Source organism: Vibrio sp. OPT20 (assembly GCF_963889365.1).
GTDB classification, from domain to species: Bacteria; Pseudomonadota; Gammaproteobacteria; order Enterobacterales; family Vibrionaceae; genus Vibrio; species Vibrio splendidus.
The window spans coordinates 112,986-131,399 of record NZ_CAWPOA010000109.1; the positions used below are offsets into that span (position 1 = coordinate 112,986).

Genomic DNA, 18,414 nt, shown 5'->3' on the forward strand with positions numbered 1-18,414 from the left:
AAAACGGGTGATAAAAAAGGCCTCTTGGTAAGAGACCTTTGGTCGATTCAATTGGGCAAGCCCAAAAAGTTCCAGATATATACGCGTTCTAACGTATGACTAGCGCTCTAGCTGTGCGATCGACTCAATGCTGATCGCGTCATGACGCCAATATTCAATATCACAATCAATCAAATCACCGTCTTGATTGTAATTAACACGCTCAACCACCATAGCAGGAGAACCAGAAGTCGCACGCAGAGCTTGCGCGGTTTCGCCAAGCAAAGACGTTGTGCTCACTCGGTAACGGATCTTCTGATACACCACACCAAAGTGCTCACGGTAGATGTCCGTCAACGATTTAGACAAGTCATAATCAAGCAAATTAGGGAACAACTCTGGTCGAATGTAGTTGGTCACATACACAACGGGCCTGTCTTCAAGATAACGAACTCTGTCTACTCGATAAACGTCCGAAAAAGGTTGCAGCTCAAGAAGCCTAGTTGCTTCCTTGGTCGCTAAAATGCCTTTCGCCGCCACCAACTCTGTTTTCGGCTTACGATTCTGCGACAAAGCCATATTCGTGAAGTTCAGCGTTTGTGTTGGATCGTAGCGCAGTGGCGCTGGAGAGATAAACCAACCACGTCGGTCTTCTCGATAAATTCGTCCTTCCGCTTCAAGTGAAGACAAGGCTTCACGTAACGTAACTCGTGTTGTATCAAACGATTCAGCCAGTTTGCGCTCCGCAGGCAGCTTCTGTCGTGGTGTTAACATCCCCGACTCTATCTGCTCTACGATGACGTCTTTGATTTTTACGTACTGCACTTCATTTCCTTTTATTCTTGTTCTTGTCGTCAGCCATTCCTTGGCCAACTGCAATATAAAATGGTTCGCTAGCGTTTGCGCCAAGCTTGGGTGCGCTTCTCGAATAACTTGTTGATTAACATATGAATCAACTTCGCGCTCGCTGCCGATATCATGATCATCACCGCCATGGCAGCTGCTGCACCCGTTTGTCCCGCATCATCCATATTCAGTACTGAAACTGACGCAGGTATCGTATCGGTAGAATACAAGAATACTACCGCAGATGTCGTGGTAAGTGCATTAATAAACAGGTATGTCGCAATATCTAAAATCGCAGGCAGACAAACGGGTACCGTCACCTTAAAGAACAGCTTGTATTGCGGTAGGTTAACCGAAGCCGCCGTCGCTTCTATTTCCTCAGGCAGCTGTTTTAATGCGGTTAACGCTGTCATGTGGCCGACTGTGTAGTAGTGAACCACCGTATTAATCACCAAGAACGCCATCGTGCCATACAAGAAGTTGAGTGGGTTACTCAAATCATTAAAGTAGAAGATATACCCCAAACCCAACACCATACCCGGAACGGCCATCGGTACCACACTGAGCATTTGCATTGCTTGACGAACAGGACCAAATGCTCTGCCCTTCTCAATGCAGTACGCGCCTAAGAAAATCAATACGGTACCGATGATCGCAGTCCAAGCGCCGAGGGTTAAAGAGTTGAAAAATGGCGTCCAACCATAAGTACTCATCTCTGCGAAGTTATAGTTATTTAGCGTTAGCGTTTTATTCCAAGGCCAGAAAGTGACCATAGATCCGTATATCGCCATGCCTAGCACGATAACAACAGCCACTGAAATTACGGTGCAATAGAGTAAACACACGCCATCACGTAGAGTGTTTGGCTCTGGTTGGTAAGCGACGGAGCGAGTATCAAACAAGCTCTTTTGTTTCTTTTGAACCCAGCGGTCAACGGTAAATGCAAGCAACGCAGGCAATAGCAATAGGATGCTAGTCACCGCGCCCATAGAGAAATTCTGTTGCCCTACTACCTGTTTAAAGATATCGGTAGACAGAACGTTGTAGCTACCACCAATCACCTTTGGCACACCAAAATCACAAACCACCAGCGTAAACACAACGATCAAGGTACTTATCAAGCCGTATTTTGCCGCAGGTAACGTCACCATGAAGAAGGTTTTTAGCGATGAAGTATTGAGTGCACGTGCCGCCTCATAAAGACGAGCGTCAGAGGTTCTCAATGAAGTAGTCAGAATCATTAAGGCGTGTGGAAACGTCCAGAATATCAGGCCCAGTGAGATACCAATCAAGCCGTATACCGAGTTACCACCTAAGACTTCTTTAGCGATACCTTGATTACCAAATAAGAAGATCAAACTGATCGCTGGAAGCAATGAAGGAGCCAGAATAGGCGCTGAACCTAGCACTTGAAAAAGCCCCTTAAAAGGCATGCATGAACGAGTCAAAGCATAGGCATAGCCAAACGCTAATACTCCCACGACAACGGTCACTAACAACCCAAGCGTGAACGTATTGCCTACCGACTGCCACAGGCTTTGAGAAGCAAAATACGTTGCGAAATTCTGTAATCCTACAAATTCTCCGTCTGCATTCTGAACGCTTTTTTTCAACATTGCCCACAGTGGCATCAGGATAAACAGCGTCATGAACACAGACAAAAAGGCCAACAGCCCAAATAGGATTACGTTGTCTTTACTTAATCGAGCAAGAAAAGGCTGTACTCGTCGTTGAATTAGCAGCTTAGATTGCATCATTTGAGTCGATTCCATGATTATTTACGCCGCCTCGTCTTTCATCACTTGCAGGCTTTTCGATGGGTAAGCTCTCAGGCCTTCTTGGTCAAACGCCACATAACGAATATCACTGCGACGCAGCTTCAATCGATTGAACTCTTTGACTGATACATCAACGATGATCTCTTTCGCCGTGGAGTCATGTTGCAATTGACACTCAACACGATAAAACGCCCCTAAGAATTCGCTTGATACGATTCTCACGGGTAATGACTCACTAAAACGATCCACAAACTGGATTTGCTCTGGACGAACGGCAATATCGAAAACATCACCCAGATTTGGCGTGAGGTTATCTAAACCCGGCAACGGTAACATCGACTCAGCAATACGTATCTTGCCTTGCGCTGCGACAGAAGCTTGAATGAAGTTCATGCTGCCAACAAACTCAGCCACAAAACGACTGACGGGTTTTTGGTAGATCTCTTGTGGGGCACCTACTTGCTCAATGACACCATGGTTCATCACCACAATTCGGTCTGCCATCGTTAAGGCTTCATCTTGGTCGTGCGTCACCATGATAGTGGTGATACCCAACTTGCGTTGCAGTTGGCAGATCTCGTCACGCAGATGTGTTCTTACCTTCGCATCCAACGCAGACAGCGGTTCATCGAGTAACAACAAGCCTGGAGACAACGCTAATGCGCGAGCCAGAGCAACACGCTGCTGTTGTCCACCAGATAGCTGATTTGGGTATTTCTGACCAGACGTTGGTAAGCCGATGGTCTCTAACCAAGACTCAACCGTCTCAAGGGCTTCTTTGGTCGACATGCCTTGGTTTTTCAGACCAATCGCAATGTTTTCTTCTACAGTGAGATTTGGAAACAAAGCGTAAGATTGGAACACGATGCCAAAGTCGCGCTTTTCTGGTGGCAAGAAGGTCGTATCATTACCGTTCTGCTCAATAGAACCTGAAGTTGGCAAGTCTAGACCTGCAATCGCACGTAATAAGGTGGTTTTTCCACAGCCGGACGGGCCAAGAAAGCAGACGAACTCGCCTTTATCTATCGATAGGGAGATGTCTTTTAACGCTGTAAATTGGCCAAATTGCTTTACAACGTTTTCAATATTCAAATAAGTTTGGTTGCTCATACTACAGCACTCTCTATATGGTATATACCAAATTTAAACTGAGAATATTGCAGTTGAGTGACAAATTTATAGTAGCTAAATGACAGTTATATTGCAGATATAATAAGCATTAAAGATTGTTATTTGTTCAGCATTAACAGTTAGTTCAACGTTGACAGCCCTCAGTGACTTGCCCATAAATCACTGAGAGCCTAAATGTAAACTTCTAATTTAAACGCTAGATTAATCTATGATTCAACCTTGTCGGCTTTGCCCGCCGCACCTGCGAGTTTGGATAACTGTTTATCTAGCCACAATGGCGTGTTACCAGAATCTTCTGCGTTCTCTTTTCTTCGTACCGCATCACGCACCATCATCGCACCTACCCAACAAAATGGCTCTGGCGGGAAGTGTCCTAATGGGCCTTTGGTTAAACCACTTCGTGTCCATGCATTGTCGATATCGAGTACCATTGCTGACAAAATTTTTCCGCCCATACGGGTTTGAGCAACGCCATTGCCTGAATAACCAAGCCCATAATAGATGTTGCCTTGGCCTTTTAGATTACCGAAAAATGGCAGACCGGTGACCGAACGATCTGAGCCGCCAGACCAGTTGTAATCGAATTCACTTTGTTCCAATTTAGGGAACAGTTTTTGGAACGATTGATTGAGAATCGGCAGGTAGTTAGTGGTTTGGTTAAACATGCTTTCAACTTGATTGGCAAACGAGAACTTATTACCGCCTTTACCCAACATGAGTCGTCCGTCCTGGGTATCTCGGTAGTAGTGGACAAAGATACGCGAATCCACCACCGCCGCCCCTTTCTCTGGGCCAAATTGCTTGAGCTTTTCAGGAATAGGCTTGGTCACCACCATATCGGAAGAGACAACCACAATGCTGCGTTTGAACTCTTTAAAGTGATCGAGCATCCACGCATTGAGCGCTAAGATCACTTTATCGGAAGTTATCGTCCCACCCTCAGTTTGGACGCGAACTGGTGAGCCGTAATCAAGAGAAGTCATCTCTGTATTTTCGTAAATTTCGACACCCAATTCGATCGCAACTCGGCGTAAGCCTCTCGCCAATAACGCTGGCTGCACACTACCCGCAGCTTCTGAGTAGTAACCCTCAATGTGGCGATCAGATCCCGCTTTATCAGCCAAAGAATTGTCGCACTTCTTCCAGCTATTGATACCCTGCTTAACCAGCTCATTAACGATAGGCTCCATTCCACCCTTTTGAGCTTCATTGGTCGCCGTGTAGTAAGTACCGCTTCGATATAGATGCGCGTCAATCTTGTGTTCGTTACAGAAGGCTTCGATCTCGTATATAACCTTTTCCGATTCCTTAACCAACCATTTCGCTTGTTCTTTTCCATAGAGCTTTTTCAGCGTCAGATACTTAGTTGACCACGTCAGCATGCAACCGCCGTTCGCACCAGAAGCACCGCTCCCACATAGGCCTTTTTCAATCACGACAACATGTTTTTCGGGTTGCTGTTGTTTGATTAAAATCGCCGTCCATAAACCCGTATAGCCACCGCCAACAATGGCGATATCACAGTTGACGTCTTTTTGGAGCGGCTTAGCCGAATCTAACCCCGCATTGATGTTGCCAAACTCTTGTTCCAACGCTTGCTTGAACCAATATGAGTAGTGCTTTGTCATTTGTTGTACCTTACTTAAAACCTAAAGGCGTAAAACTAAAAAAGGAAGACCGAAGCCTTCCTTTACTGATCTCTAACTTCTAATGAACTAAATAGTTAAGTAACTGAATAGGTCGTCAGATTAAGATTTTGGCTCTGATTTAGCGTCAAACTTGTCAGACCATGTTTTAAGAACCTCGGCACGTTCACTGCCCATGCGAGCGAAGTCCATTTTTGCCATGTTCTTTTCTACATTAGGGAAGTTCTCTGCTTTGCCTGTCACATCTTCGTGACCAACAACTGGGTACATTTCGATGTAAAGCTCGTTTGCCGCTTTAGAAATAGACCAATCGATAACACGTTTTGCTGCATCAGAAGGCTTAACAAGGCCTACCGCTTCAGATTCCCAGCCGATGCCTTCAGGCGTAATAACTGAAAGTGGAGCGCCTTGAGTTTTCAGCTTAGCGCCACGGCTCGCCATAGAAATACCGATAGCGACTTCACCCATACCGGCTTGAACACATGGCTTCGAACCTGAGTGCGTGTAGTGAGCAATATTTTGGTCTAGCTTCTGCATGTAGTTCCAACCTTGGTCTTCACCCATGTTTTGTAACCAAGCCGAAACCTGCATGTAGCCCGTACCAGAAGACGCAGGGTTTGGCATAGCAATATGGCCCTTGTAGATAGGCTTCGTTAGGTCATCCCAAGACTTAGGTGCCGGTAGGTTCAATTGCTTAGCCACCACTTCGTTAAAGCAAACTGCATTGAAGAATGCATCATTACCGTACCAAGCTTGAGTAGACTGTGGGTCGTTAAGGTTAGCGCGTAATGCTTCTACACCTTGAGGCGTATAAGGTTTCAGGATGCCCTCTTCTTTAAGCAGTGCCATTGAAGAACCAGCAAGTCCCCAAACTACCTCTGCACGCGGGTTGTTTTTTTCGGCCAATAATTTTGCCGTCATGATCCCAGTGGAATCACGTACCCACTTGATGTTGATGTCTGGGTTTTCACTTTCAAATGCGTTCTTGTATTTCGCTAAAATGTCAGTTTCAAAAGCGGTGTAAACCGTCACTTCCTGTGCTGCATAAGCATTACCAGCTAATAGAGTAACTAATGCTGCAAGTGATCCTTTCATAAAACGGTTTTTCATCATTTTCTCCAGTCAGGCCCGATGCCAAGGTTAGGAATTGCCAAGGTTAAAGTTGTTAAGGCTAGAAGCTCCATCTAGAGGCTTCTATATCCATAAATTCATTTAGGTTGTTAACACACACCTTTCATTGGTATGTACCAGATTTCAAGTATTAAGCTAACTGGCTTTTATGACGATTAAATGAACAAAAAATGGCAATTTAAAGATCGGAAAATTTCTCAACAAAAGTGACAAATTTGAATATGAAGCTTTTGTGAAAATAACGTTTGGGCTATTTACGACCGTTTAAATTGGTTGTTAAAGTAACCGTAAATATTGGTATAGTCCAAAACGCAGATAACGAGAATTGAACATGAGAAACGAATACCTACTACTGACACCGGGTCCTCTATCTACTTCTGAAACCGTTCGCCAAGCGATGCTAAAAGATTGGTGTACTTGGGATGATGAATACAACAAAGACGTTGTTGAAGTGATTCGTAGCAAGCTAGTGACTTTAGCGACTAAGCAAACGGGTTATACAAGCGTACTAATGCAAGGTAGCGGCACCGCTTCAGTTGAAGCAGCAATCGGTAGCGTTATCTCAAAAAGCGGCAAGCTTCTTGTTGTTGACAACGGTGCGTATGGTGCTCGTATTGCTCAAATCTCAGAATACTTAAACATTCCATGCCATGTCGTTTCCCCAGGTGAAACATCACAGCCTGACTTGAACGAAATGGAGACGGCATTGGCTATGGATTCAGACATTACTCACGTTGCGATTGTGCACTGTGAGACCACTACGGGTATGTTGAATCCAATCGAAGACATCGCCAAATTGGCAAAACAGCACAACAAAACCGTCATTCTAGATGCGATGTCGAGTTTTGGTGGCATCCCTATGGATATAGCTGAGTTAGGTATCGATTACATGATCAGCTCGGCAAACAAGTGTATTCAAGGTGTACCTGGATTCGGCTTTGTTATTGCGAAGCAATCGGAACTGGAAAAATGCAAAGGCCAAGCTCGTTCATTAAGCCTTGACCTGTTTGACCAATGGCACTGCATGGAAAGCAACCATGGTAAATGGCGCTTCACCTCTCCAACTCATACAGTGCGTGCTTTCTACCAAGCTCTACTTGAATTGGAGCAAGAAGGTGGCATCGAAGCTCGTCATAATCGCTACCAAACCAACCAAACCACATTGGTTGCAGGTATGCGCTCTCTTGGCTTTGAGCCACTGCTTAATGATGATCTTCATTCACCGATCATTACCTCTTTCTATTCTCCAACTCATAGCGATTACCAATTCAAGGAATTCTATGATCGTTTGAAAGAACAAGGTTTTGTGATTTACCCCGGTAAGGTTTCAAACGCAGACTGCTTCCGAATCGGTAACATCGGTGAAGTGTATCCGTCAGACATTGAAGCTCTCATTGGCGCGGTGAAAAACGCTATGTACTGGGACATCAAATAATGACAACGACCAATCAAGAGCCAGTTCTAAAGGCCACACACTTTCGAAGCGAAGGCGATGTGAACACCACGCCAGCACGCGAAAAATGGAACGAATCGCTAAACGATGATGCGATTCAAGTGATGTTAAAGCGTGATGCTGACGTGTTTCTTCATCAAGCGATGTCAACGCCTTGCCTAGACACACTTGAAGCAGCCGAAGGCATCTACATTCAAGATGCGACGGGCAAGAAGTACATGGACTTTCACGGCAATAATGTTCACCAGCTAGGTTATGGTCACCCACACATCATCAATAAGGTGACTCAACAAATGGCGTCATTGCCGTTTTCACCGCGTCGCTTTACCAATGAAACAGCCGTTCAGTGCGCTGAAAAGCTGACACAGATCTGCGGTGGTGATTTGAATCGCGTGTTGTTTGCTCCGGGTGGTACATCGGTGATCGGCATGGCACTCAAACTGGCTCGACATGTCACCAACAACTTCAAAGTAGTGTCGCTATGGGATTCATTCCACGGCGCGTCACTGGATGCAATTTCAGTGGGTGGCGAAGCTTGTTTTCGTGAAGGTATGGGGCCGTTAATGGCAGGCGTAGAACGTATTCCACCAGCGGTCTCTTATCGTGGTGCTTTCCCGCTCAATGACTCTTTTTCGCTTCGCGGGCAAAACTCAGGCGGTGAAAGTGAGGCCGCATGTGATGTGCATTATGCTGATTACCTTGAGTACGTGATTGAAAAAGAAGGCGGTATTGGAGCCTTCATCGCCGAAGCGGTTCGTAACACCGATGTTCAAGTTCCAAGCAAAGCTTATTGGAAACGCATCCGTGAGATCTGCGATAAGCATAACGTCATGTTGATCATCGATGACATCCCTAATGGCATGGGTCGCAGTGGCGAATGGTTCACTCACCAAGCTTTTGATATCGAACCTGACATCCTATGTATCGGTAAAGGTTTTGGCGGCGGCTTAGTACCAATCGCAGCCATAATCACAAAAGACAAATACAACACGGCAGCGCAAGTATCTCTTGGTCACTACACCCACGAAAAAAGCCCAATTGGTTGCGCGGCAGCACTCGCCACCATGGAAGTGATTGAGCAAGAAAACCTACTTGAAAAAGTACAAGCGGACAGCGCATTCGTGCGTGAACAGCTGCTTCAAATGAAAGAGAAGTACCCAGTCATTGGTGACGTTCGCGGCATCGGCCTGCTCTGGGGGGTGGAATTGGTCACAGATCATATCACCAAAACCCGAGCTTTTGATGAAGCAGAAGCAGTACTTTACCAGTGTCTAAACGATGGCCTGAGTTTCAAGGTGTCACAAGGTAACGTGATCCAGTTGAGTCCACCATTGATCATCAGCCGCAGCGAACTAGAAGTCGCTCTGTCTGTATTCGAAAAAGCGATAGCCAAAGTCTGCAAAGACTTTGAATACCTTTAAACCACCTTTTAAAGCATGTCTTGAAGCAATAATTTCAAGCAACCAATAACCTAAAACAATCATTCGTCCCCCAGTACTCTTGAACTGGCAGTGACACAAAAATAGGACATTATTATGAACACAACATCACCTATCCAAGCGGTTATCTTTGACTGGGCTGGCACTATCGTTGATTTTGGATCATTTGCTCCAACCAGTATTTTTGTAGAAGCATTCAGACAAGGTTTTAACTTTGATATCGACCTAGCAGAAGCACGTGAACCTATGGGTATCGGCAAATGGGACCACATCCAAGCGGTTGGTCGAATTCCAGCTGTTGACGCTCGTTGGAATGCTCAATTCGGACGCTCGATGACCAGTGAAGACGTTGATGCGATCTACGCGGCATTCATGCCTCTTCAGAAAGCAAAAGTAGCAGACCACGCAGCACCAATTTTAAACGCTATTGAAGTGGTAAATAACCTAAAAGAAAAGAACGTAAAAATAGGCTCTTGTTCTGGTTACCCACGTGAAGTAATGGATGTACTGATCCCAGCTGCAGCAGATTACGGTTATCTTCCTGACAACGTAGTAGCGACTGATGACTTACCGCAAGGCGGTCGCCCTGCTCCATTTATGGCACTGAAAAACGTAATCGACCTTGGCGTAACCAGCGTTTCAGCATGTGTGAAAGTGGATGATGCAGCACCTGGGATCGATGAAGGTCACAACGCAGGTATGTGGACAGTAGGCCTTGTACTATCAGGCAACGAAGCAGGCTTAACCTACCAAGAATATGTGGATGCCGACGAAGCGACACTTGCTGCCGCGCGAGAAAAAGCAAGCGTGAAGCTAAACAAATCAAAACCGCACTACCTGATCGATACCATTGCAGACCTACCTGGAGTGATTGCAGATATCGAAAAGCGATTGCTTGAGGGTGATCGTCCATAATTCAAGCAAATCCAATTATGTAACCTAATAATTCGTCAGAATAAAACTTAAAACCTCGTATCAACTAACCGTGATACGAGGTTTCTTTGTTTTCCAACATTTAAGACAACATTTAATTGACAAACAAATCAGTAAATAGCACCTTAAATATATAATTTTTAACAATTTCATTGACTCCAATACGCAATCAGATTAACAATACGTCAATGAATTCTAAATCGTTTCAACCTGAGCCAACGCCTTGATTTGCTTACTTTAGCAGTGTCGTAAACCAGTAAGTTATCTTTTATAAGCAGGTTCAGACAAAAATAAAAAATAAACCCAAGGATAAGATTATGAAAAGACTGTCAAAAATCATGTGTGCTGTCATCGCTGCTTCGGGATTAGCTTCGGCTCCATCTATCGCTGCCACGACATACGTTGGCGCAAAAGTGGGCATGGGCTGGTTAGACAGTGCGTGTGTTGACGGTACGAAGTGTGATGATGATGCAATCGGCGCAGGTATTTACTCTGGCTATAACTTCTCAGACAAGTTTGGTATTGAATTAAGCTCTGATTTCCTTGGAGACTACAAAACTAGTTTTACAAAAAATGGTACTACAAGCCAATTCAGCGACCCAATCATTGCCATCTCATTGACTCCAATGTACCGCCTAGCAGTACAACAAGAATTCGACGTATTCTTTAAAGCAGGTCCTGCTTACATTTCACACGGTGGCGAAGATGACGTTGTTCTTTCTGCTGGCATCGGTCTAGAGAAGCAGCTTTCTTCTGATTGGGCATTGCGTGTTGAATACCAATATTTTGATGATTTCGACGACAACTACGTTCGAGACCTGAACTCGAACCTACTATCAGTTGGTGTTAGCTACAACTTCGGTACTGGCAACACAACAGCATCAGCGGCGGCTGCAACAGCTTCTGCAGTAGCAGTGACTCAAGCGCCATCTGAGCCAATCACAGAGCCTGCAGTTGTTGTTGAAGAGAAAACGACAGTCGTTGTAACTAAAGCGCAAACAGAGAGCTACTCTCAAGAAATGTTCGCGACTAACAGTACTGAACTGTCTACAGATGGCAAAATTGCATTAATGCCATTAGTTGAAGTACTTAAAGCTCACCCTCAATCAACAGTTGATGTTGTTGGTCACACAGACTCAACAGGCGCAGCTGAATACAACATGATGATCTCTAAGAAGCGTGCAGCAGCTGTAGCGGCATACATCGAAGAGCAAGGCATTGAAGCAGACCGTATTACAGCTTCAGGTGAAGGCGAAGAGAATCCAATTGCATCAAACGATACAGCTGAAGGTCGTGCTCAAAACCGTCGTGTTGACGCAACGATCCCTGGTTTTGAATACCAAGAAGAAGTCAAAGTTGAAGAAGTTATCGTAGAAGCTGCTGAATAATAGCACTCTACCTTAGCTAAAATAATAAGGGCGGAGCACTTTAAAGTGCTCCGCCCTTTTCTTTATCTGGCTATGCCTAAAAGCCGTAAGCCGTAAGCCGTAAAGATTAGCCTAACGCCAAGCTGTACAATCAGAGACTAGACGATTTCCCAACTATGAGTCATCTCTACGCCAGCACCCAACATTAGACATACAGAACAGTACTTTTCTAATGAATCCGCACACACCTTAGCGACCTGCTCTGGATCAAGGTTGTCACCAGACACTTCAAAATGAATATTAATCACAGTAAAGATTTTCGGCGCTGTTTCACGACGTTTGGTTTCAAGCTTTGCATTACAACCAGTGATGCTTTGACCCACAGATTTCAAACCGTCCACTACATCAACAGAGCTACAACCACCAGCGGCCATTAGCACCATTTCCATCGGGCTTGGCGCAGTAGCACCACCACTTCCATCCATAACGACAGAGTGACCTGATTGAGATTGACCTAGGAATTTAAAGCCTTCGACCCATTTAACTTCTGCTTGCATGTTGTTCCTTAGATGTACGAAAACGTCATCATTATTTGGTATTTTATATCAATGCCTACACCCTACTACTGGCAGCATTTATGAGCAAGATTTTCTATTTGAGATATTTTTTTCATGAATAGTGTAATTTTTTCCATCTAAAACCTGTCTCTATTCGTACATTCAAAATCGAATGAGAAAAACGTCAAGATGAGGTATCTATGAATAAATTATCTAAAATATTGGTATCACTCGTGGTTGCACTACCACTGATTTCGCTGTTTGTAAGCCAGACTGGCACTGCCAATACAATGGATAAAACGGCTAATTCAGGTAAAACTGAAATCGCGACACTGGCTGGTGGTTGTTTTTGGTGTACAGAATCCGATCTAGAAAAACTGACAGGCGTGACAGACGTTATCTCTGGGTATTCTGGTGGTGAATCAGAAAACCCAACCTACAAACAAGTTTCATCGGGTAAATCTGGCCACATCGAAGTAATCAATGTGACCTATAACCCTGATGTGGTCAGCTATGAACAGGTGCTTGACCAATTCTTCCAACACATCGACCCAACCGACGACAAAGGCTCTTTCGTAGATAGAGGTCCACAATATCGACCTGCTATTTTCTATCATAACCAAGAACAGAAAGACGTCGCTCAAAACTTCATGATGGAGATCGACAAAGCTCAGATCTTTGGTGAACCACTAAAAACAGAACTGATTAAGTTTGAGAAATTCTGGCCAGCAGAAGATTACCACCAAGATTATTACAAGAAGAGCAAGGTTCGCTATAACTACTACCGCTACGCTTCTGGTCGTGATCAGTACCTAGATAAAGTCTTCGGCGATGATAGAAAAGAAAACCCGCAAACTATCCGTCAGATCATCGATGGTAAGAATACAACAGCCAATGCTAAGACATATAGCAAGCCGTCTGATGCAGAGATCAAAGCTTCTCTAACCTCACTGCAATACGATGTCACACAAGACGACGCAACAGAGCGCCCGTTTGACAACAAATACTGGGATAACAAGCAAGAAGGTATTTACGTCGATATCGTGACTGGTGAGCCATTGTTCTCTTCAAAAGACAAATACAAATCAGGTACAGGTTGGCCAAGCTTTACACAGCCAATCAGCGAGGCTTATGTCGTAACGACTACAGACTACAAGCTGCTTTACCCGAGAACAGAGGTTCGCAGTAAATTTGGCGACTCTCACCTAGGACATGTATTTAAAGATGGTCCAAAGCCAACAGGTTTACGTTACTGCATGAACTCAGCCGCAATGCGCTTTATTCCAGCGGATAAACTGGCAGACGAAGGCTACGAAGAATATATTGAAATGTTCGAAGGCTAAGAATTCAGAAACTTACTATAAACCTCTGAACCTCTAAAAAACAAAGCCAGCATATTCGCTGGCTTTGTTTTTCTAACGCACTAACAAGAAGGGTTAACCTTAGCCTGTTAACCTTATTAACCCGTTAGCACCGTATCTTCAGGGTATTTCAACAACGAAGGCTCAGGGCGAGCTAACATGTAAGCCAAAGTCAAAGGTCCGATTCGTCCAATCACCATTACCACAATCATGATGTATTTCCCCGGTTCAGTTAAGTTTGCGGTTAAGCCAGCTGTTAAGCCAACCGTTGCAAAGGCTGAAATCACCTCAAACATCACTCGGTCAAACGCGGCCTGCTCAGTAAGCATTAACAAAAACATTGCAGTGGTTAATAACGCCCCACTTACCACAATAATAGCCAATGACTTTGTTACCGCTTGCCAGGTCACAGTACGTTTAAACATCACGACATGCTTTTTCTGACGTAGGAATGTCCAAGTCGCAACAAATGCAACCGCAAAGGTCGATACTTTAATCCCACCACCAGTGGAAGTTGAACCGGCACCAATCAACATCAGTACTATCATCACCAACAATGCAGGCTGAGTGTACTGAGACAAATCCACACTATTAAAACCAGCAGTACGAGCACTCGCTGACTGGAAAAATGCCGCCAGCCACTGCCCTTGTGTCGACAAGCCCTCCATCGTCGCTGAGTTATTTCTCTCCAATAACCAAAACATCACCGTGCCCACCGCCAATAACGTCGGTGTCGCCGTTAGCATAATCTTGGTGTGTAAATGCAGATGTTGGAAGCCTTTCCGCCAGTTAGTCGATAGGTCGCCCACAACAGTAAAGCCTAATCCGCCGAAAATGAACAAGCCAGCTAAGGTAAAGATCACCAGTGGATCGTCAACAAAGCTCACCATACTGTCTGAGAACAACGCAAACCCTGCGTTATTGAATGCGGAAATCGCGTGAAATAACGCGTAAAAGCTCCCTGTTGCCCATCCCATTTCAGGAACCCAACGAAAACAGAGCAATACGAAACCTATAAATTCCGCCACCAATGCAAAAATGATGATCTTCTTCACTAACTTTCTGAGGTTAATCTTACGATCTTGCCCCAATGCTTCTTTCGCTAATGCTTGCTGTTTCAAACTTAGACGAACACCAAACATATAGAGCAGCACCGCAGAAAGGGTCATCTGCCCTAACCCGCCGACTTGCATCAAGAACATCAGTAAGATTTTGCCTGCCAAGGTGAAATGCTGACCGGTATCAACAACACCTAAGCCTGTCACACTGATCGCCGACGTGGCAGTAAACAGTGCATCCGTAAAGCTTAGACCTGTCACAGAGAACACGGGTAGCGTCAACAATATTGCAGAAGGGATAAGTACGCCTAGGAAACTCGTAAGGATAATCTTAGGCTCAGAGCCTTTACGTGGCTTTTTATCACTCTTAAGTGTGTAGAAAGTACCTTTTCGTTTTAACGAATTCATACTGTTACCTTATTTCCGATTGCCAGTTACCAATTGCGTAGCTTTCTAGATAAGGTCTCTTTCGGCCCAGCGATGATCACCACATCCCCAATTTCTAAACTCACATCCAGTTCAGGTGCTTTAGTTAGGTTCGGGCCTCGCTTGAAACCAAGTACCTCAACACCATTTTCTTTGCACAGCTTAAGGTCACCAAGTTTCTTACCCAAAAAATTAGAACCAATAACAATTTCCGTCATCGCTAAACCGCTGCCAAGGTCGATAAACTCAAGAACGCGTCTATCCAACATTTTACGCGCAACGCGAATACCCATGTCTCGCTCGGGCATGATGATATGATCGGCACCAATCTTAGAAAGGATCTTGCCGTGAAACTTATCGTTCGCCTTCACCCAAACGGCTTTTGCGCCTGATTCTTTTACCACTAGCGTCGTTAGAATACTGGAGTTAACATCGGAGCCAATCGACACCATCACCATATCGTAATCGTCCAGCCTTAGTTCTTTAACTGTCTCTTCGCTCGTACAGTTCGCAACAATCGCTTGTGAAACAAAATTGGCCGCTTCTTTCACTCGCTCTTCATCAATATCGACAGCGAGCACCTGTGCACCTGAACTTTGTAGCTCTTTGCATACAGATAACCCAAAACGCCCTAAGCCGATAACTGCATATTGTTTGTCACTCATTTATTACTCCACTTACAAAGCTACGTAGCATCGAAAACAAATAACAAAATTGTCTTCATACAAAAAAACGACTATATATCCATATAGAGATACAATTGTCAGCTAATCGATTGATTTATAAAGGTAGAGAACAAAAGTGATTTCTGCTAATTTCTAACCCATAATTTCTGCGGCAGTACACACAATGAATGAATTCATAACCCAAGTACAAACCTACATCAACCAGAGCCATAGCGATTGGGCAAATAGCGTCCTATTCATCACTATTGCGAGCTTTTTCGCTTGGGTCGCTTGGCGAATTGTCCATAATCGCCTGGAAATCTTGGTCAAAAAAACCCAATTCCATTGGGATGACCTACTGCTAGAGGCCTTAAAAACACCTGTCAGTACATTACTTTGGTGCTGGCCTGCTACCGTGTCTGTTGGCTTGATTCTTCAAGACCAGTTTGGCAATGAAATCAACTGGCTAAGAACACTTAAACACATACTGATCATATCTACGTTTGTTTGGTTTACGCTGCGAATGATCAGTAACTCTGAAGAGTATGTCTTAGAGCAAAAAACCAGAGACGAAACCACAGTACAAGCTATCGCAAAGGTAGCTCGACTGTTCTTTATGGTGATGGGTGGCTTAACCATCATGCAGGCGTTTGGGCTGAGCCTATCGGGCTTGCTTACCTTTGGTGGTGTCGGTGGTTTAATCGTCGGTTTAGCCGCTAAAGATCTACTTTCGAATTTCTTCGGTGGCATGATGATTTACTTCGACCGCCCTTTTAAAGTCGGAGATTGGATACGCTCTCCCGATCGTCAAATCGAAGGTACTGTCGAACGCATTGGCTGGCGCATGACGATTATCCGCACTTTTGATAAGCGTCCTTTGTACGTTCCAAATTCGGTGTTCAGTAGTATTGTGGTAGAGAACCCATCGAGAATGTTGAATCGTAGAATCAATGAAACCTTTGGTCTTCGTTATCAAGATGCAGACAAATTGGCGCTCATTGTTGATGATGTAAGAACCATGCTCGAGACCCACCCAGATATTGATGCCAAACAGACGTTGATCGTTAACTTTGACAAATTTGGGCCATCAACACTGAACTTCTTTATCTACACCTTCACAAAAACGGTCAACTGGATCAGGTACCACAAAGTGAAGCAAGACGTTCTGTTACAGGTTCTGGCGATTATTCATAAACACAATGCAGACATCGCGTTCCCAACACAGACACTCAAGATTGACCCTCAAGACTTTGGCGAAACGCAAGATATGGTCATTTCCAACCCTGAAGGTCAAGGTCATTAAGAAGCAATACCAATGACTTCTAGCTAGTAGTTAAGAACCACAAAAAAGCCCTTACTAGCAACGGCTAATAAGGGCTTTGAATTTTCAGTCGTTTAGTGACTGGCCGTAATAATTAGATTACTTGTTGCGGCGAGCTTCAACAGCGTCTGCCAACTGGCGAAGTACTGTTTCAGTATCTGCCCAACCAATGCATGCATCAGTAACAGATTGGCCATAAGTTGCGGCTTTACCATCAACAAGATCTTGGCGACCTTCAACAAGGTGAGATTCAATCATCACACCAAAGATAGCTTTGTCACCGCCTGAGATTTGAGCACTAACGTCATCAGATACATTCATTTGACGCTTAAACTGCTTAGAGCTGTTTGCGTGGCTGAAGTCAATCATGACCTTTTGTGGAAGGCCTGACGCAGCTAGTTCTTCTTTGATTTTACCTACATGCTCAGCGCTGTAGTTTGGCTCTTTACCGCCACGTAAAATGATATGACAGTCAGGGTTACCCACTGTTTCAATAATTGCTGAGTGTCCGTACTTAGTCACAGATAAGAAGTGGTGCGAAGCGCTTGCCGAACGAATAGCGTCTGTTGCGATCTTGATGTTGCCATCAGTACCATTCTTAAAGCCAACTGGGCAAGATAGGCCAGAAGCCAGTTCACGGTGAACTTGAGATTCCGTAGTACGTGCGCCGATTGCACCCCAGCTGATTAAGTCAGCAACGTATTGAGGCGTGATCATATCTAGGAATTCACTTGCCGTCGGCATTCCCATATCAGTTAGGTCAAGCAGTAGCTTACGTCCAAGACGAAGACCATCATTTAGCTTGAACGTGTCGTTCATGTACGGGTCATTGATTAGACCTTTCCAACCAACAGTTGTACGTGGCTTTTCAAAGTAAACACGCATTACGATTTCAAGGTTATCGCCAAGTTCGTCGCGCAACACTTTCAAACGCTTGCCGTACTCAAGAGCGGCTTCTGTATCATGAATAGAACATGGGCCAACAATAACAAGCAAGCGGTCGTCGCTTTCTTCTAAAATATTGTGGATCGCTTTGCGGCTTTCAAAGGTTGTAGAAGAAGCAACTTCTGTCGCTGGAAACTTTTCTAAAACAGCAACAGGTGGTAATAACTCTTTTACTTTGTTAATTCTTACATCATCAGTCTGGAACATTGCTTACTTCTTCCTTTTTTCTATCCTTGAGCTGAATGTACGTTGTCTCACGTAACTTTCTTTCAGCACTAATCTTCTTGTTCCTTGTAACTTAACTAGTAAAAACTCTAGTTTCAATCACTAATTGAAAATAAACGCAATTTTTTTTGTGTTTTATATTAGAAACACCCT

Annotated in this window: 15 protein-coding genes; 6 read left to right on the top strand and 9 right to left on the bottom strand. The window is 44.5% G+C overall.

The window, feature by feature from the left end; genetic code table 11:
* Positions 1-99: 99 nt before the first annotated feature.
* The 5 genes from phnR to AACR09_RS24390 form a co-directional block, all read right to left on the bottom strand.
* Complete coding sequence (phnR, locus tag AACR09_RS24370; RefSeq protein WP_017064815.1) at positions 100-804, bottom strand: phosphonate utilization transcriptional regulator PhnR; 705 nt, start codon at positions 802-804, stop codon at positions 100-102.
* A gap of 68 nt (positions 805-872) precedes the next feature.
* Positions 873-2,582, bottom strand: coding sequence for a putative 2-aminoethylphosphonate ABC transporter permease subunit (locus tag AACR09_RS24375; protein WP_371704956.1), 1,710 nt, complete (start codon positions 2,580-2,582; stop codon positions 873-875).
* Positions 2,583-2,603: 21 nt separating this feature from the next.
* On the bottom strand, positions 2,604-3,713 hold the full coding sequence (locus tag AACR09_RS24380; RefSeq protein WP_102481483.1) for a putative 2-aminoethylphosphonate ABC transporter ATP-binding protein: 1,110 nt from the start codon (positions 3,711-3,713) through the stop codon (positions 2,604-2,606).
* 227 nt (positions 3,714-3,940) lie between these two features.
* Positions 3,941-5,362, bottom strand: a complete 1,422-nt coding sequence (locus AACR09_RS24385) for an FAD-dependent oxidoreductase (protein ID WP_193834599.1) — start codon at positions 5,360-5,362, stop codon at positions 3,941-3,943.
* Between the two features lie 120 nt (positions 5,363-5,482).
* A complete protein-coding gene (locus AACR09_RS24390; RefSeq protein WP_102446799.1) occupies positions 5,483-6,493 on the bottom strand; it encodes a putative 2-aminoethylphosphonate ABC transporter substrate-binding protein in 1,011 nt (336 codons plus the stop codon).
* A gap of 349 nt (positions 6,494-6,842) precedes the next feature.
* On the opposite strand from AACR09_RS24390, the gene phnW reads away from it, so the two are divergent.
* The 4 genes from phnW to AACR09_RS24410 all read left to right on the top strand — a co-directional run bounded on the left by phnW (position 6,843) and on the right by AACR09_RS24410 (position 11,724).
* Positions 6,843-7,946 carry a 2-aminoethylphosphonate--pyruvate transaminase gene (phnW, locus tag AACR09_RS24395; protein ID WP_076645189.1) on the top strand — a complete coding sequence of 368 codons (1,104 nt, stop codon included), beginning with the start codon at positions 6,843-6,845 and terminating at the stop codon, positions 7,944-7,946.
* Positions 7,946-9,385, top strand: coding sequence for an aspartate aminotransferase family protein (locus AACR09_RS24400; protein ID WP_193834601.1), 1,440 nt, complete (start codon positions 7,946-7,948; stop codon positions 9,383-9,385). Before phnW ends, AACR09_RS24400 begins: the two co-directional genes overlap by 1 nt.
* A 114-nt stretch (positions 9,386-9,499) precedes the next feature.
* Complete coding sequence (gene phnX / locus AACR09_RS24405) at positions 9,500-10,318, top strand: phosphonoacetaldehyde hydrolase (RefSeq protein WP_193834603.1); 819 nt, start codon at positions 9,500-9,502, stop codon at positions 10,316-10,318.
* Positions 10,319-10,653: 335 nt separating this feature from the next.
* A complete protein-coding gene (locus tag AACR09_RS24410; protein ID WP_193834605.1) occupies positions 10,654-11,724 on the top strand; it encodes an OmpA family protein in 1,071 nt (356 codons plus the stop codon).
* A 137-nt stretch (positions 11,725-11,861) separates the two neighbouring features.
* Here AACR09_RS24410 and AACR09_RS24415 read toward each other — a convergent pair whose 3' ends face one another.
* Complete coding sequence (locus AACR09_RS24415) at positions 11,862-12,260, bottom strand: OsmC family protein (RefSeq protein WP_102535344.1); 399 nt, start codon at positions 12,258-12,260, stop codon at positions 11,862-11,864.
* Between the two features lie 200 nt (positions 12,261-12,460).
* Between AACR09_RS24415 and msrB the strand changes: the two genes are divergently transcribed.
* Positions 12,461-13,603, top strand: a complete 1,143-nt coding sequence (gene msrB / locus AACR09_RS24420; protein ID WP_102535345.1) for a peptide-methionine (R)-S-oxide reductase MsrB — start codon at positions 12,461-12,463, stop codon at positions 13,601-13,603.
* Positions 13,604-13,719: 116 nt separating this feature from the next.
* Here msrB and AACR09_RS24425 read toward each other — a convergent pair whose 3' ends face one another.
* Together AACR09_RS24425 and AACR09_RS24430 are read right to left on the bottom strand one after the other, a co-directional pair.
* Positions 13,720-15,087, bottom strand: a complete 1,368-nt coding sequence (locus AACR09_RS24425) for a TrkH family potassium uptake protein (RefSeq protein ID WP_065605760.1) — start codon at positions 15,085-15,087, stop codon at positions 13,720-13,722.
* A 26-nt stretch (positions 15,088-15,113) separates the two neighbouring features.
* The gene (locus AACR09_RS24430) at positions 15,114-15,770 is read right to left on the bottom strand and encodes a potassium channel family protein (protein WP_017079662.1); all 657 of its coding nucleotides are present in this window, start codon (positions 15,768-15,770) and stop codon (positions 15,114-15,116) included.
* A gap of 184 nt (positions 15,771-15,954) precedes the next feature.
* Between AACR09_RS24430 and AACR09_RS24435 the strand changes: the two genes are divergently transcribed.
* Positions 15,955-17,073, top strand: coding sequence for a mechanosensitive ion channel family protein (locus tag AACR09_RS24435; RefSeq protein WP_193834607.1), 1,119 nt, complete (start codon positions 15,955-15,957; stop codon positions 17,071-17,073).
* 117 nt (positions 17,074-17,190) lie between these two features.
* Here the strand turns inward: AACR09_RS24435 and aroG are convergent, their stop codons facing one another.
* Entirely contained in the window at positions 17,191-18,243 is a 1,053-nt protein-coding gene (gene aroG, locus AACR09_RS24440; protein WP_004730106.1) for a 3-deoxy-7-phosphoheptulonate synthase AroG, read from the bottom strand.
* Positions 18,244-18,414: the final 171 nt, after the last annotated feature.